Source organism: Methylobacterium sp. 275MFSha3.1 (assembly GCF_900108435.1).
GTDB lineage: Bacteria > Pseudomonadota > Alphaproteobacteria > Rhizobiales > Beijerinckiaceae > Methylobacterium.
This window is the reverse complement of sequence record NZ_FNWP01000007.1, coordinates 22,399-38,063: the sequence shown is the minus strand read 5'-3', so window position 1 is coordinate 38,063 and position 15,665 is coordinate 22,399. Positions and strand designations below refer to the sequence as shown.

General features: G+C 69.8%; 14 protein-coding genes. 6 read left to right on the top strand and 8 right to left on the bottom strand.

Going from position 1 to position 15,665, the window contains the following annotated elements:
- Entirely contained in the window at positions 1-1,155 is a 1,155-nt protein-coding gene (locus BLW78_RS09625) for a GGDEF domain-containing protein (RefSeq protein ID WP_020092946.1), read from the top strand.
- A 17-nt stretch (positions 1,156-1,172) separates the two neighbouring features.
- On the opposite strand, the gene BLW78_RS09620 is transcribed toward BLW78_RS09625, so the two are convergent.
- Positions 1,173-2,648: a methyl-accepting chemotaxis protein gene (locus BLW78_RS09620; protein ID WP_091678965.1), complete on the bottom strand. Its 1,476-nt coding sequence runs from the start codon at positions 2,646-2,648 to the stop codon at positions 1,173-1,175.
- Positions 2,649-3,020: 372 nt separating this feature from the next.
- Between BLW78_RS09620 and BLW78_RS09615 the strand changes: the two genes are divergently transcribed.
- Entirely contained in the window at positions 3,021-3,227 is a 207-nt protein-coding gene (locus tag BLW78_RS09615; RefSeq protein ID WP_020092944.1) for a SlyX family protein, read from the top strand.
- A 39-nt stretch (positions 3,228-3,266) separates the two neighbouring features.
- Here the strand turns inward: BLW78_RS09615 and BLW78_RS09610 are convergent, their stop codons facing one another.
- The gene (locus BLW78_RS09610; RefSeq protein WP_091678962.1) at positions 3,267-4,700 is read right to left on the bottom strand and encodes an NAD-dependent succinate-semialdehyde dehydrogenase; all 1,434 of its coding nucleotides are present in this window, start codon (positions 4,698-4,700) and stop codon (positions 3,267-3,269) included.
- 101 nt (positions 4,701-4,801) lie between these two features.
- Positions 4,802-5,587, bottom strand: a complete 786-nt coding sequence (locus tag BLW78_RS09605) for a class II glutamine amidotransferase (RefSeq protein WP_020092942.1) — start codon at positions 5,585-5,587, stop codon at positions 4,802-4,804.
- Between the two features lie 320 nt (positions 5,588-5,907).
- Between BLW78_RS09605 and BLW78_RS09600 the strand changes: the two genes are divergently transcribed.
- On the top strand, positions 5,908-6,300 hold the full coding sequence (locus BLW78_RS09600) for a response regulator (protein WP_026604893.1): 393 nt from the start codon (positions 5,908-5,910) through the stop codon (positions 6,298-6,300).
- A gap of 297 nt (positions 6,301-6,597) precedes the next feature.
- On the opposite strand, the gene rpsU is transcribed toward BLW78_RS09600, so the two are convergent.
- Positions 6,598-6,933, bottom strand: a complete 336-nt coding sequence (gene rpsU / locus BLW78_RS09595) for a 30S ribosomal protein S21 (protein WP_012322424.1) — start codon at positions 6,931-6,933, stop codon at positions 6,598-6,600.
- A gap of 222 nt (positions 6,934-7,155) precedes the next feature.
- On the opposite strand from rpsU, the gene BLW78_RS09590 reads away from it, so the two are divergent.
- The gene (locus BLW78_RS09590) at positions 7,156-8,202 is read left to right on the top strand and encodes a threonine aldolase family protein (protein WP_091678959.1); all 1,047 of its coding nucleotides are present in this window, start codon (positions 7,156-7,158) and stop codon (positions 8,200-8,202) included.
- 259 nt (positions 8,203-8,461) lie between these two features.
- Here BLW78_RS09590 and BLW78_RS09585 read toward each other — a convergent pair whose 3' ends face one another.
- Together BLW78_RS09585 and BLW78_RS09580 are read right to left on the bottom strand one after the other, a co-directional pair.
- On the bottom strand, positions 8,462-9,649 hold the full coding sequence (locus tag BLW78_RS09585) for a DUF1501 domain-containing protein (RefSeq protein ID WP_091678956.1): 1,188 nt from the start codon (positions 9,647-9,649) through the stop codon (positions 8,462-8,464).
- A complete protein-coding gene (locus tag BLW78_RS09580; RefSeq protein ID WP_091678953.1) occupies positions 9,646-11,175 on the bottom strand; it encodes a DUF1800 domain-containing protein in 1,530 nt (509 codons plus the stop codon). Before BLW78_RS09580 ends, BLW78_RS09585 begins: the two co-directional genes overlap by 4 nt.
- Before the next feature lie 185 nt (positions 11,176-11,360).
- On the opposite strand from BLW78_RS09580, the gene BLW78_RS09575 reads away from it, so the two are divergent.
- Positions 11,361-12,974 carry a peptide chain release factor 3 gene (locus tag BLW78_RS09575; protein WP_056531911.1) on the top strand — a complete coding sequence of 538 codons (1,614 nt, stop codon included), beginning with the start codon at positions 11,361-11,363 and terminating at the stop codon, positions 12,972-12,974.
- Positions 12,975-13,025: 51 nt separating this feature from the next.
- Here BLW78_RS09575 and BLW78_RS09570 read toward each other — a convergent pair whose 3' ends face one another.
- Both BLW78_RS09570 and BLW78_RS09565 read right to left on the bottom strand, forming a co-directional pair.
- On the bottom strand, positions 13,026-13,484 hold the full coding sequence (locus BLW78_RS09570) for a response regulator (RefSeq protein WP_020092936.1): 459 nt from the start codon (positions 13,482-13,484) through the stop codon (positions 13,026-13,028).
- Between the two features lie 7 nt (positions 13,485-13,491).
- Positions 13,492-13,959, bottom strand: coding sequence for a BLUF domain-containing protein (locus tag BLW78_RS09565; protein ID WP_020092935.1), 468 nt, complete (start codon positions 13,957-13,959; stop codon positions 13,492-13,494).
- Between the two features lie 310 nt (positions 13,960-14,269).
- On the opposite strand from BLW78_RS09565, the gene BLW78_RS09560 reads away from it, so the two are divergent.
- A complete protein-coding gene (locus BLW78_RS09560; protein WP_091678950.1) occupies positions 14,270-15,655 on the top strand; it encodes a flagellar hook protein FlgE in 1,386 nt (461 codons plus the stop codon).
- Positions 15,656-15,665 lie beyond the last annotated feature (10 nt).

The window sequence follows — 15,665 nt, the reverse complement described above, 5'->3', positions numbered from 1 at the left end:
GTGCAGCTCGATCCCGCCACCCTGCTGGTCGTCAGCGCGGCGACGACCTTCCTGGTCGGCACGCTCTTCATGGCCTCGTGGCGGCAGGCGCCCGAATCCCGGGTGCTCGCCTACTGGGGCGCGGCGCATCTCGTGGGCGCGGCCGGATCGGCCGGCCTCGCGCTGCGCAACCAGATCCCCGACCTGATCTCGGTGGGCTTGGCCAATGCCGTGGTGCTCGCCGCCTACGGCCTCATCTGGAGCGGCGTCCGCTCCTTCGAGCATCGGGAGCCGCGGGTGGGCATCGCCATGGCCGGCGCCCTCGGCTGGTGCGTCCTGTGCCTGATCCCGACCTTCTACGCGTCGATCGAGGCCCGCATCATCTACGCCTCGGGGACCGCGGCGCTCTATTGCTGCGCCGCGGCCGCGGAGATCTGGCGCGGTCGCGCCGAGCGGCTCGCCTCCCGGATCGCCGCCGCCACCATCCTGGGACTGCACGGCAGCTTCTACATCGTGCGGATCCCCGCGACGCTGGTGGCGCCCCCGCAGCCGGGTCTCAGCCCGCTCGCGTCGCACTGGGTGGCGATCCTGTGCTTCGTCACCCTGATGTTCTCGATCGCCTCGGCCTTCACCTTCATGGCGCTGGTCAAGGAGCGGGCGGAGCGCGAGCAGCGCATCGCTGCCTCCACCGACGCGCTGACGGGCGTGCGCAACCGCCGGGCCTTCGCCAGGGCCGCCGCGGACGCGATGGCGCGGCACGGCGACGCCGCCCTGCTGCTGTTCGACCTCGACCGGTTCAAGGCCGTCAACGACCGCTTCGGCCACGGGGTCGGCGACGCGGTGCTCATCGGCTTCTGCACCATGGCGTCGACCCTGCTGCCGCGGGAGGCCCTGCTGGGCCGCCTCGGCGGTGAGGAGTTCGCGTGCCTCCTGCCGGACGTCTCGCCCGCCGAGGCCCTGGCCCGAGCCGAGGAGCTGCGCCAGACCTTCGCGCAACTCGCGGTTCCCGAGCTTCCGGCCCTGCGCGTCAGCGTCAGTATCGGGATCGCGCAGGCGCGCCCCGGCATCGCGTTCGACCTGCTGATGCAGCGGGCCGACGCCGCTCTCTACGCCGCCAAGAATGGCGGACGGGACCGGATCTCCGTGGCCGATCCGGTCGCCACCCGCGCGGCCTGAGGCCCTGCCGGGCCGGCTCACGCGAGGGCGCGTGCCGCCTCCGAGACCTTGCGCACCGAGGCGTCGACGACGCTCGCCGAGGAGGCGATCTCCGCCATGGCGGTGTGGATCGCCGCGACGCCCTGCGCCGCCGACTGCATGTTCTCGGTCATGTCGCGGGTCACCGCGGCCTGCTCGGTCACGGCCGACGAGACGCTGAGCGAGATCGCGCTGAGTTGCTCGATCGTGGCGCCGATCCCGTCGATCGCCGAGACGGCCCGGGAGGTCTCGGCCTGCACGGCGGCGATCTGGGTTCCGATCTCGCCGGTGGCCTTGGCGGTCTGCTCGGCGAGCGCCTTCACCTCGGCGGCGACGACCGCGAAGCCCTTGCCGGCCGCTCCGGCCCGGGCCGCCTCGATCGTGGCGTTCAGCGCCAGTAGGTTCGTCTGGTCGGCGATGGACCGGATCAGGCTCACCGCCGCCCCGATCCGGTCCGCGGCGCCGGTCAGCCCCACGACGATCGCCCCCGCCTCCTCGGCGCGGGAAACGACCAGATCGACGGAGGATTTCGCCTGCATCGCGTGACGGCTGAGTTCCTCGATCGAGGCGGCGAACTCCTCCGAACCCGCAGCGACCGCATCGACGTTGCGGCTTGTCCGGCTCGAGGCCTCCGCGGTCTCGTCCGCCTGCCGGACCACCCGGCTCATCGAATCGCGGATCGCCGCGATGTCGGCGTCGATCGCGCGCTGCCCCTCGGCCCGGCGCTGGCGGTCTTCGACCTGCCGGGTCACGTCGGTAGCGAACTTCACCACCGCGCTGGGTTTGCCGTCGGCGTCGAGGATCGGGTTGTAGGCGCCGAAGATCCAGACGGTGCGGCCGTCCTTCCCGATCCGCCGGAACTCGCCCGCCTGGTACTGGCCGTTGCCGAGCGCGGCCCAGAACGCCGTGTAGTCCGGGCTGGCCGCCTCCGCCGGCGCCATGAACATGCGGTGATGCCGCCCGCGGATCTCCTCCAGCGTGTAGCCCATCGTGGACAGGAAGTTGCTGTTCGCGTCCGTGATCGTCCCGTCGAGGGCGAAGCAGATCACCGCCTGCGAACGGTTGAGCGCTTCGACCTGACCGGCGTGGAGCGCGTTGCGGGCGCGTTCCGCGGTGATGTCGGTGGCGAGCTTGACGACCTTGGTGGGCTTGCCGCGGCGGTCGAGGATCGGGTTGTAGGAGCCCTGGATCCACACGGTCTGGCCGGCTTTCGTCACCCGCGGAAAGGCACGCGCCTCGTGCTGACCGGCGCGCAGCCGGTCCCAGAAGGCGCTGTAGTTCGGACCGGACCTGTCGGCCTCAGGCACGAACATTCTGTGATGCTGGCCCCGGACTTCGTCGAGCGTGTAACCGACGAGGTCGAGGAATACGGCGTTCGCGTCGGTGACGGTGCCGTCGAGGTCGAATTCCACCCGCGCCATCGTCCGGTCGATCGACGCGAGGAGGGCGTCGTCGCGTGAACCAAACATCGCCATCGGAGCCCGTGCCCGCCTGATCTGTAAAGTTCGGACGATCATGAGGAGACGCGCTTAAAAAACCGTCAATGGCGTGCTCTCGTCATGAAACAGGCTCGATGAGAGCGCGAGAAAGTTGTAGGAGCGCAGTCTATCAACGCAAAATGCATTTATTCAGACGGCAAAGACACGCGAGATATAAATAAATTTTGCGCAATTATCGGTCTTCGAGGCTATACATCGACTGATGGACGTTCTCGACTGGTCATGGCTGGAGGCGGTCCGTCGGGTTGTTCGGCGCTCGGCCTGCGTTAGGAGGAGCGTCGAGCGCCGGCGGTCCGAGACGATCGGGGCGGGGACAGCTCGCGACACGGCACTGCCTGGAGACCCGACATGGACGAGGCGACACGGATCGATCGCCTGGAGATGCGCCTGACCGAGCAGGATGCGACGATCGAGGATCTGAACCGGACCGTGACCGAGCAGTGGCGGGTGATCGACCGGCTCGTCCGGCAGCTCGACGCGCTGCGGGAGCAGGTGGAGGAGGCGGCCGCCCGCGCGGCGCCGCGCGGGCCGGAACCGCCGCCGCCGCATTACTGAGGGGAGGGGCCGGCGCGCCGCGGCGCGCCGGCCGGTGCGTCAGAAATTCGCCTGCGTGACGAACTTGGTGACCAAGTAGGCGTCGAGGGCCTCCGGGCCGCCCTCGCTGCCGTAGCCCGAATCCTTGACGCCGCCGAACGGCGTCTCGGGCAGGGCGAGGCCATGGTGGTTGATCGAGATCATGCCGCTCTCGACCGCATTCGACACCCGCGCCGCGCGCTCGGCGGAGCGGGTGTAGGCGTAGGCCGCGAGCCCGTAGGGCAGGCGGTTGGCCTCGGTGAGCGCCTCCTCGTCGTCAGAGAACCGGTTGATCATCGCCAGAGGGCCGAAGGGCTCCTCGTTCATGATCCGCGCGGTCAGCGGCACCTCGGTGAAGACCGTCGGCTCGAAGAAGTTGCCCTGGTTGCCGATGCGCTTGCCGCCGGCGCGCAGCGTCGCGCCGCTCGACTCGGCGTCCGCTGCCAGCGCCGTGACGGCGTCGAGGCGCCGCCCGTGGACCAGCGGTCCCATCTTGGTCTCAGGATCGAGCCCGTCGCCGACCTTCACCGACTTGGCGAAGGTGGTGAAGCCCTCGACGAAGCGATCGAAGACCGAATCGTGCACGAGGAAGCGGGTCGGCGAGACGCAGACCTGGCCGGCATTGCGAAACTTCGACGGGGCCAGGACGGCCACCGCCTTCTCCACGTCGGCGTCGCCGAACACGATCGCGGGGGCGTGGCCGCCGAGTTCCATCGTGGCGCGCTTCATGTGCTCGCCCGCGAGCGCCGCGAGCTTCTTGCCGACCACGGTCGAGCCGGTGAACGAGATCTTCCGGATGACCGGGTGCGGGATCAGGTAGGCCGAGATGGCTTCGGGATCGCCGTAGACCAGCGAGAGCGCGTCGCCCGGGATGCCCGCATCCAGGAAGGCGCGGACCAGGGCGGCGCAACTCGCCGGCGTGTCCTCCGGGCCCTTCAGGATCACCGTGCAGCCGGTGCAGAGCGCCGCCGAGATCTTGCGGACCGCCTGATTGATCGGGAAGTTCCAGGGCGTGAAGCAGGCCACCGGCCCGACCGCCTCGCGGACCACAGCCTGCAGCACGCCGTCGGCGCGGCCCGGGATGACGCGGCCGTAGGCGCGCTTACCCTCCTCGGCGAACCAGTCGATGATGTCGGCCGCCGCCAGGGTCTCGACCCGCGACTCGGCGAGCGGCTTGCCCTGCTCCAGCGTCATGATCCGGGCGATCTCGTCGACCCGGGCGCGCAGCAGGTCGGCCGCCTTGCGCATCACCTTGGCGCGCTCGAAGGGCGCGACTTTGCGCCAGGCCGGGAAGGCGCGGGCGGCGGCCGCCAGGGCCTCGTCGAGATCCGCCGTGGTGGCGACCGCGCACTGGCCGATCGTCTCGCCCGTGGCGGGGTTCAGGACGCCCAGGGTGTCCCGGTCGGCACCCGCGCGCCAGCGCCCGGCGATGTGAAGCTCGGTATCCGGATACATCGGTCGATTCCCGCTCGGCCGCACCGTCGGCCGCAGGCGGAATGTGGCGATGTGGCGCGCCCCGGCAATCCCCGCGGCGGCATGGCTGGGGCCGTCTGTATTCAGGCGGCGGCGCGGGCGGGCTCCGGCGCCTCGACGAGCGTCGCGGTCCCGTGGCGGGCGCGCAGGGTCGCGCCCTTCGGGACCACCCGCCAGCCCTCGCGGCAGCCGTCGATCGGCTCCGACACCACCACGATGCCGCCCGGCCCCTCGCGGTAGTACAGGCTCGGCGGCCGGCCGTCGCAGGCCCAGCGATAGGCGGTCAGCGTCTCGCCGTCCGTGAGCAGCGCGGTGAAGCGCAGCGGCTCGCAGACATTCGCCGACTCCATCAACTCGCGGACGGTCTTCAGCGTCCGCGCCATCGCGCCGACGGGGTCCGCCTCAAGGCCGTTGGCGAGCGCCAGGAGGAAGATCGCCTCCGAGTCGGTGCTGCCGCGGCGATGGTCGTAGTAGGAATCCGGGATCAGCGCCTCGAGGCGCCGCTTGATCCGGTGGTAGCCGCCGATCTGGCCGTTGTGCATGAACAGGTGGCGGCCGAACACGAAGGGGTGGCAGTTGGCCCGGGCGGTGGCCGTCCCGGTCGAGGCGCGCACGTGCGCGAAGAACGTCCGCGCCCGCACCTGCCCGCAGAGGTTCACGAGGTTCTCGTCCGACCACGCCGGGGAGATGTCGCGGTAGACACCCGGCTCGGGCCGCTCGGCGTACCAGCCGATGCCGAAACCGTCGCCGTTGGTCTCGGTCTTCCCCTCGTCGGCGTGCAGCGACTGGTGCACCAGCGAGTGGGTCGGCGCGCAGACGAGGTCGGAGAGGAAGACCGGCTCACCGCTGTAGGCGAGGAAACGGCACATGTCGGACGATGATCCTTCAGCTCTGGGCCGCGTTCGATCCGGCGAAACGCCCCGCGCGGGTGGAGACGTTCCGCCGCAGGACGTTAACAGTCGGTCCACTCCGGTGAACAGTTTCTTAACCGCCCGGAAACTGCGCCATTTTCGTGCGTTCCGCATGAAAATGGCGCCGCCTGTCCGCAGGGCAGGCATTCGCCTCCGGAGCGACGCGACTCTTGTGAGCCGCCTCATGAAGGATCAGCATGGCCGAATCGGGGAATCAGAAGCTCGCCGTACAGGCGGCCACCCGACGCGGGGCAAGGCACCGGCAGCAGGAGACTTTGATGGATCGCGCAACGCCCGATAGTTCCGCCCCCGTGGCGCTCGTCGTGGAGGACGATGCGGCTGTGCGCGATCTCGCGACGGCGGTGCTCGAGGAGACCGATCTCGGCGTGATCGCCTGCGAGAGCGCCGAGGCGGCCCTCTCGGTGCTGGAGCGGTCCGACGTGACCGTGGCGCTGCTCTTCGCGGACGTGCGCCTGCCGGGCGCCATGGACGGCGTGTCGCTGGCGCAGGCGGTCAAGCGGCGGTGGCCGGACGTGCGCGTGGTCGTCACCTCGGGCGCGAGCCGGGACGCGCGGCTCCCCGATCAGGCAGTCTACATGCAGAAGCCCTGGCGGGCCCTCGACGTGCTGGTCCAGGCCGAGCACGCCACCATGGCCGCCAAGGCGGCCTGAGCTGGCGGCCTGAGCTGGCGGCCTGAGCGCCCGGCGCTCGAAGCTCTTCACGTCATCGCGAGCGCCGAGCCCCGGCTCGGCGCTACAGGCGCGACCTTCCTCCTCTCCCGACGGATCTTGGGCCTGCCCGAGATCCGTCCTGAGAAGCCCGACTCGGGGCAAGCTCGACTCGGGTGGAAAGGGGACCCGCGCCACGTGCGGCTCGCGTGCCCGGGCGCCTTCATCCGGACGCGACGCAAAGAAAAAGCCCGGCCTGCGCGCGCAGGCCGGGCTCTCTCATGACTGACGTAGTGTCGCTCAGGCGGCGGGAGCCGGGCTGACCGGGGTCTGACCGGCGGCGTTGCCGCCCTGGCCCTGCGCGGCGGACGGCGACGGGAAGCCGGGACGACGGCCGCCGGCGGGGAAGCGGGGCTTCGGCTTCGGCGCGGCGATCAGGCCCTCGCGGATCGCGGTCTTGCGGGCCTGCTTGCGGGCGCGGCGGACGGCCTCGGCCTTCTCGCGAGCCTTGCGCACGGACGGCTTCTCATAAGCCTTGCGCTGCTTCATCTCGCGGAAGATGCCCTCGCGCTGCATCTTCTTCTTGAGGACGCGGAGCGCTTGATCGACGTTGTTGTCGCGAACGAGTACCTGCAACGGACTTGATCCTCTGGACCTGAAGTTCTGGGTTCACGCGGCCCGCCGCCGATCTGGAAACCGGCAACGTCCCTCGCCCGGTTTGAACCCGGGAGGGACGGGAACGTCGGTTTCCGAATCGGCGTGGAGCTCACGCCTTGACGGGGCTATTACACCAAGCGCGCACCAGTTCCAACCTGTCCGCGCGATCCATCCGCGCCTGCGCCGTGCTAGGTTGCGCGGATGAGACACGACGACTCGCAGCAATTCGCCAGCGACAACTATTCCGGCATCTGCCCGGAGGCCTGGGCTGCGATGGAGGCGGCCAATCGCGGCCACGCCCCGGCCTACGGCGAGGACGCCTGGACCGCCCGGGCGGCCGACGCCTTCCGGGACCTGTTCGAGACCCCGTGCGAGGTGTTCTTCGCCTTCAACGGCACGGCCGCCAACGCGCTGGCGCTGGCCGCGCTGTGCCAGTCCTACCACAGCGTGATCTGCGCCGACTCGGCCCATGTCGAGACCGACGAGTGCGGCGCGCCGGAATTCTTCTCGAACGGCTCGAAGCTGCTGACCGTCCGGACCGAGGGCGGCAAGCTGACGCCGGAGGCGATCCGCGGGCTGGCGCAGAACCGCAGCGACATCCACTTCCCGCGGCCGCGCGTGGTGACGATCACGCAGCCCACCGAGACCGGGCAGGTCTACAGCCTCGCCGAGCTGCGGGCCCTGTCGGCGACCTGCCGCGAGCTGGGCCTCGCCCTGCACATGGACGGGTCGCGCTTCGCCAATGCCTGCGCGAGCCTCGGGTGCAGCCCCGCCGACATGACGTGGCGCTCGGGCATCGACGTCCTGTGCTTCGGCGGCACCAAGAACGGCATGCATGCCGGCGAGGCGGTGGTGTTCTTCGACGCCAAGCTCGCGGAGGATTTCGGCTACCGCTGCAAGCAGGCCGGCCAGCTCGCCTCGAAGATGCGCTTTCTCGCGGCCCCCTGGGTCGGCATGCTGGAGAGCGGCGCGTGGCTGCGGAACGCGGCCCACGGCAACGCCTGCGCTCGCCGCTTCGCCGAGGCGGTCGGCGGGCTGCCGGGGGTGCGGGCTCTGTTTCCCGTCGAGGCGAACGCGGTCTTCCTGACGATGCCGGCGGCCACGATGGAGGGCCTGCGCGCCCGGGGCTGGCGGTTCTACACCTTCATCGGCGGCGGGGCGCGCTTCATGTTCGCCTGGGATGCCCGGACGGAGCGGGTCGACGAGCTGGTCGGCGACCTGCGCGCCCTCGCGGCCGCCGCGGCCTGAGCGCGCGGACAGAGAGGCGCGGAGCCAACCCGTCGAAGGTGTTTCGCGCGCTGATGTCGGGATCCGCTGAGGAGCATCGATACGTCGGCACGACATGCGCTTGGTCGTCCTTGCGAGCGCAGCGAAGCGACCCGGCGTCGCGCGACGCCTGCCGAACTCGTACGGCCCTGGGTCGCTTCGCTGCGCTCGCGATGACGGAGGGGCTGAGAGCCCGGGCTCGCGAGTGCTGGGACGGCGCGACGCTGCGACGGCCCGCTCCCTACAGCAGCGCGAGATCCGCCGGGTCCGCGCTGGGGAAGATCCGCCGCAGGCTCGCTTGGTCGAGCCCGTAGAGCCGCCGGAACAGGCCGCCCAGCAGGCCGCGATAGTCGGTGAGCACCGGATAGTCCCGGTTCTGGAACAGGTGCGCCTCGTCGGCCCGCACCTGCGGTCCCGCGATCCGGCCGCCCCGGACGCCGCCGCCGAGGATCCAGTAGACGCTGCCGTGGCCGTGATCGGTGCCGCGGCTCCCGTTCTCCCGGAAGGTGCGCCCGAACTCCGACAGCACTACCACCACCGTGTCGGACCAGCCCGGCCCGATCTCCTCGACGAAGCCCGAGAGTCCGCGCCCCAGCTCGCCGAGCCGGTCGGCGAGGTAGCCGGTGCTCGCGCCCTGGTTCACGTGCGTGTCCCAGCCGCCGACATCGACGAAGCCGAGGTTGAAGTTCTCGCGCATCAGGCGGCCGATCCGCCGGGCCGACAGCTCGAAGCCCTTGGGCGAGACCGCCCCGCGGTCGGCCTGCCCGGCATGATCGGAGATCGTGTGGTAGACCGCGTCGCGCACCCGGAACCCCTCGGTCACGGCGGCGGCCAGCTTGGTGTCGCTGTACATCGCCGCGATGAGGCGGGCCTGCCGGTCGTCGATGCCGGGCTTGCCGACCCCGTTGATGGCGATGTTGGGCACCGTCTCGCCGCCCCGGAAGATGAGCGGCATCTGGTCGGTGAAGGCGATCGGCCGGACCCGGGTCAGCTCCGCGGCGAGCCGGGCCATGAAGCCGGAATTGTAGTCGCGGGCCGCGCCGACCGTCTGGCCCATCTCGATCGTGTCCTGGGTCTCGAAATGGCTCCGGGTCAGGTCGTCGGTGCCGGCGAACGGCACGAAGGCGGCCTGACCCTTGGCGTAGAGCGGCAGGAGCGTGTCGCGCAAAGCCGGGTGCAGGCTCCAGTCGGCGTCGAGCGCCAGCGCCGCCTTCGGGTCCGACGCGTCGGGCTTCGGGATCGCGAGGTTCGGCCGCGACCGGTAATAGAAATCGCTGCCGGTCGGGATCACCACGTTGGCGGCGTCGTAGGCGCCGCGCAGGAACACCACGAGGAGGCGCGCGTCGGCCTTCGGGGCGGCCCAGACGCGGCCGGCCACCGTGGACAGGCCGAGCGCCGCCGAGGCGCGGATCAGGTCGCGACGGTTCATCGCATGAACTCCGGCGAGGCGAGGTAGAGGGTGTTCCAGTCCTGCGGCGAGACCGCCTGGGCGAGGGCCGCGCGCGTCGCCGCCGACAGGGTGCCGGACAGCGCCGAGAAATAGAGCCCGTTGGCGAGCACCGGAAAGGCCGGCTCCTCGGCCTGATCGGGCAGCGCCGGCTTGAACAGGCCGGCCGAGCCTGACCCGATCTGCCGGGCGATCTCGAACCGCGTCGCGAGCTGCCCGGGCCCGCTCCAGGCGGCCGCGTCGAGGGGGTAGCCGTCCGGCGTCGAGCGGTTGAACAGGCCCTCGCCGAGGCGGTTCAGCCAGCCGAGCACCGGGCCGGCGTTGCGGATCACGCGCGTGTCGTAGGCCATGCGCAGGGCCGAGAAGACGTAGCGCACCGGGTCCTTGAAGGCGCCGCCGCGCTCGGCCGTAAAGGCCGGCTCGCGCACCAGCGCCTCCATCACCGCGGCGATGTCGCCGTCGGTCCGCGTGAAGACGGCGGCGAGCCGGGCGACGAGGGCATCGTCGGGTGCCTGCCCGAGGAAGTAGGTCGCCAGCGCCCGTGAGACGTTGGTCGCTGTGGCGGGGTTGCGAGCGATCAGGTCGACCGCCTCCTCGACCTCGGGCCAGCCGCGCCCCCGGATGCGCGTGCCGAGGAAGACCTTGTCGCCGTAATCGTGCCGGTTCGGGTTGAACGCGAACAGGCCGTCCCGGCGGAAGTCGGCGGCGCGCTCGGGGCGGAGCTTCGGGTTCTCGGGCTTCAGGTCGATGCCGACCCCGCTCAGGATCCTGGCCAGCGCCTCGACGTCGCCCTGCGTGTAGCCGGAGCCGACACCCATCGTGTGCAGCTCCATGATCTCCCGGGCGTAGTTCTCGTTCGGGCGGCCGGCGGCGTTGGCGTCGTTGTCGAGGTAGCGCAGCATCGCCGGGTGGCGCAGGCTCGCCATCAGCAGGTCGCGGAAGCGCCCGAGCACGTGCGGGCGGATCGCCGTCTCGACGTAGTCGCCCACGGCGGCGCGCAGCGTCGACTTTCCCTGGTGGACGTTGAGCCGGTTGAACCAGAACCACGTCAGGCGCTCGCGCAGCTGGTCGGGGCTGTAGAGCGCCCGCAGCACCCAGACGGAGGCGGCGTTCCGCGCGGCCGTGTTGAGCGTCGCCTGGAAAGCCTGCTGAGCAACCTTCCTGGCCTCGGGATCGGCGATGTCCTTCGCCGCCTTGGCCTGCGCGTCCAGGGCCTGGGCTCGCTCGAACAGGCTGCCCGGCGGGGTCAGCGCGTCGACCTGCGCCTGGGCGTCGGGGGGCAGGCGCATTTCGGCGGGCGGGTGAAGCTGATCGTGTAGCCAGCGCGTCCGCCCCTCCGCGGTGAGCTGCGCGAAGGCCGAGGGCGTGGCGCCCCAGGTCAGGGCATCGAGGAAGGCGGCGTCGGCCGCTGCGGCGCGCTGCGGCGCCTCGGCCGCGCGGGGCCCGGGGCCCGCGGAGGCGAACAGCAGAGCGGTGACCAGACAGCAGCGTGCTGCGGCGCGCGACATCGGGGCCTCGCGAAGCGTGGATCGACCGGGGAAGCGTGGTGTCGCGCCCCTGTACGGTGCCTGAAAGGAGGCCCCATTCTGCCGCCGTCTTTGCCAATATCGGGGCTTGCCGCTACACGATCCCGAGACCGCGCGAGTGCCGCGCCGCGCACCACCACGTTCCGCCGACCCAGGGCGTTCGCTCCATGCTGATGCAGACCAAGACCGAGGCGAGGCCGGCCGATCCGGTGTCGCGGCGGCGCACCTTCGCGATCATCTCCCACCCCGACGCGGGCAAGACCACGCTCACCGAGAAGCTGCTGCTGTTCGGGGGCGCGATCCAGCTCGCCGGCGAGGTGAAGGCCAAGCGCAACCGGGTCTCGACCCGCTCCGACTGGATGGGCATCGAGAAGGAGCGCGGCATCTCGGTGGTCACCTCGGTGATGACCTTCGAGTACGGCGACTGCGTCTTCAACCTCCTCGACACGCCAGGCCACGAGGACTTCTCGGAGGACACCTACCGGACGCTGACGGCGGTCGATTCGGCCGTCATGGTGATCGACGCCGCGAAGGGCATCGAGGCGCGCACGCGCAAGCTGTTCGAGGTCTGCCGCCTGCGCGACATCCCGATCGTCACGTTCGTCAACAAGCTCGACCGCGAGGCGCGCGACCCGTTCGAGCTTCTGGACGAGATCGAGAAGACGCTGGCCCTCGACGTCGCCCCGGTCACGTGGCCGATCGGCACCGGCCGCAACTTCTCCGGTACTTACGAGCTCGGCGGCAACCGTGTCCGCCGCCTCGACGCCGCCGAGGATGCGGGGATGGTCCCGGTCTCGGGTCCCGGCGACAAGCTGTTCGACGAATTGCTCACCGAGGACGGCGCCGCCGACGCGTGGCGCGAGGAGGTCGAACTCGCCGAGGGCGGCCTGAAGCCGTTCGACCTCGACGCGTTCCGCGAGGGGCACCTGACGCCGGTCTTCTTCGGCTCGGCGCTGCGCAATTTCGGCGTGCGGGACCTGATCGACGGTCTCGCCAAGGTGGCGCCGCCGCCGCGGGGCCAGGACGCCGACAAGCGCCTCGTCGAGCCGACCGAGCCGCGGATGACCGGCTTCGTGTTCAAGATCCAGGCGAACATGGACCCGAATCACCGGGACCGGATCGCGTTCATGCGGGTCTGCTCGGGCAAGCTCAACCGAGGCATGAAGGCCCGGCTGGTGCGCACCGGCAAGCCGATCTCGCTCTCGGCGCCGCAATTCTTCTTCGCCCAGGACCGTGCCATCGCCGACGAGGCCTATGCCGGCGACGTGGTCGGCATCCCGAACCACGGCACGCTGCGGATCGGCGACACGCTCACCGAGGGCGAGGATATCGTGTTCCGGGGTGTCCCGAGCTTCGCGCCGGAGATCCTGCGCCGGATCAAGCTCACCGACGCCATGAAGGCCAAGAAGCTGCGCGAGGCGCTCCAGCAGATGGGCGAGGAGGGCGTCGTCCAGGTGTTCGTGCCGCAGGACGGCAGCCAGGCGATCGTCGGCGTGGTCGGCGCGCTGCAGCTCGACGTGCTGAAGGAGCGGCTCCAGGCCGAGTACGGCCTGCCGGTGGATTACGAGACCTCGCGATTCTCGGTCTGCCGCTGGGTGTCGTCCGATTCGGAGGCCGAGCTCGACAAGTTCATCGACTCGCACGGCTCGGCCATGGCCAAGGACCTCGACGGCGCCCCGGTCTTCATGGCGACCACGGCCTTCTCGCTCCGCTACGAGGAGGAGCGCTACCCGGCCGTGCGCTTCACCGACGTGAAGGATTACCAGAAGCGGGCGGCGTGACGCGCTTCGGCGGCGCCTCCGCGTCGCCGGGCCCGCGAGGGGTGCGCGGCGTCAGAACTTGCCGAGCATCGGGAATTCGACGCTCAGGGTCGATTCGGACGCGATCGGCGCCTCGCGCTTGCGCGGCTTGCGGTTGAGGACCTGCTTCAGCTTGGTCTTCAGCACCGCCATGTCGAACGGCTTGAGGATGAAGGCGTCCGCGCCCGCCTGGTGGGCGAGGTTGATGTCCTCGAAGTCGAAGGACGACTCGGTGAGCATGAAGGGCGTGTTCATCAGCGCGTCGTCGGCGCGGATCTCGCGCAGCAGGGTGAGCCCGTCCATGGGCTCCATGTCGAGATCGGAGATCACCAGGGCGTAGCGGCGCTGCCGCATCCGCTCCAGCGCCTCGGGCGCGTTGGTGACGCCCTCGACGTCCGGGAAGCCGATGCGGGTCATCAGCATCACGATCAGCCGCAGGAGCTTCTCCTGATCGTCGACGATGAGAATCGGGGGCGTATCGCTCTCGGACATCGGCGGCTCAGATGAAGAGGTGGTCGATGCCCTGACGGGACATCGCGTCGGACTGCAGCGACAGGCACAGCCCGTGTATCGCGGACGCCTTCGGCGTTCCGCGCTGGAGCATCGGGAGCAGGTTGGCCTTGGCGAACAGCGTGTCGTTCCCGGCCGTGCGCTGCGCGCTCTTGAACGAGTGGACGAACTCGCGCTTGGTGATCTCCCGCCACTCGCTGATCTGGACCTCGCGGTGCCGGCTGTCGGCACTCACCCGGTCGAAGGTCTCGTGCACGGATGTGCGCTCGCCCTCGATGACCTGGCAGGCGAAGTTCCCCTCGATGACCAGAAAGCTCGTGATCACCGCGAACTCGTTCTTCTTCTGAGCGATGCGACCGATATCGCTGATCTGCTCGGACCTCTTCGCCGCGTCCGACGACAGGTTGAGACGCGAGAAGTAGATGATGTGGACGAGGCTTGTCCGTTTCGCCCGCATGATCCCGAGATCCGCAATCCGTACCCGTTCAGCGCTTCCAGACAGGACGCACCGCGCGTGGCCCCGGCCCGGCGGCATCTTCGCGCGTGTCGAATAACACCGCGTAAACGCGGCGGATGGGACTTCCGGTCCGGATCTCCGCGCCCGCGGGACCGACCCGGCAGGATCTGCCGGGCGCGCGGCCATGACCGGTCAACACTGCCGGGTCGTCGACAATCCGGTCCAGGATTCTCAAGGACTTAGCCATGGCACGCCGGTTGCGGCCGGACCGGCCTGCGGGCCAGTGCGGCGCGCATCGGGATCGTTCGCCATGGATCTTTTCACCGCCCTGCAGACCTCGGTCTCCGGACTCCAGGCGCAGTCCTACGCCATCAGCAACATCTCCGGGAACATCGCGAACTCGCAGACGACTGGCTACAAGCGCATCGACACCAGCTTCGTCGACCTGATGTCCGAGAAGACGCCGGGCCGCGAGGTCGCGGGTTCGGTGCTGCCCCAATCGCAGCTCACCAACACCCTGGCCGGCAACGTGGTCTCGTCGAGCGTGCCCACCAACATGGCCATCAACGGCCAGGGCTTCTTCACCGTCGTGCAGAAGACCGGAGACGCGAACGGCGCCACATCGTTCGGCGGCACGAGCCTGTACACGCGCCGGGGCGATTTCGCCCAGGACAAGGACGGCTATCTGGTCAACGGCGCCGGCGGATACCTGACTGGATCCAACCTCGATCCGATCACCGGTCAGACGACCAGCATCGGTCCGATCAAGATCGGCAACTCGGCGCTGCCGGCGCAGGCCACCACGACGATCACCTACGCCGCCAACCTGCCCTCGACGCCGAGCACGTCGGCCTCGGCGACGTCGGGATCCGATCTCTACAATCAGAATACCGCGGCCGTCGTGACCTCCGGATCGGGGCAGACCGGCGTCAAGGTCGATTCGACCCAGACCGGTGCCGTCTCGACCTTCATGAGCAACAGCATCGCCGGCCCGTCGCTGCCGGTCTACACGTCGACCGGCGCGCCGCTCACGCTGACGACCCGCTGGGCCAAGGTCCAGGACGCGACGACCACGCCGGCTCAGCCGGCCGTGTGGAACCTGTACTACTCCACCAACCCGAGCGCGCTCACGACGTCCGACTGGAACAACGTGGGCACGGCCTTCACCTTCGATTCCACCGGGAAGCTCACCTCGCCCTCGACGAACCCGATCCCGCTGGGGCCGATCACCATGGGTGACTACATATTCCCCAGCCTCAACATGAATCTCAGCGCCTCAGGCCTGACGCAGTATGCCGACACGACCGGTGCGGCGACGACCAACGCGCTGACGCAGAACGGCAACAGCTCCGGGACGCTCACAAGCGTGGCCGTCGGTCCGGACGGCAAGGTCAACGGCACCTTCTCCAACGGTTCGGTCGTGGCTCTCGCCTCGGTCGGCGTCGTCCAGTTCGCCAATGCCGACGGCCTGAAGGCCGATACGAACGGGAACTATCTCCAGACGGTCGATTCGGGGCCTCCGCTCGCGGGCCTCAACGGCAGCACGATCTCGGGCGCGAGCAACGAGCAATCGAACACCGACATTGCGACCGAATTCTCTAAGATGATCGTAACCCAGCAGGCTTACTCTGCGAACACGCGCGTCATGTCGACGGCCCAGACGATGATGTCTGATCTGCTCAACGTGATCCGCTGAGTGAGGGTGC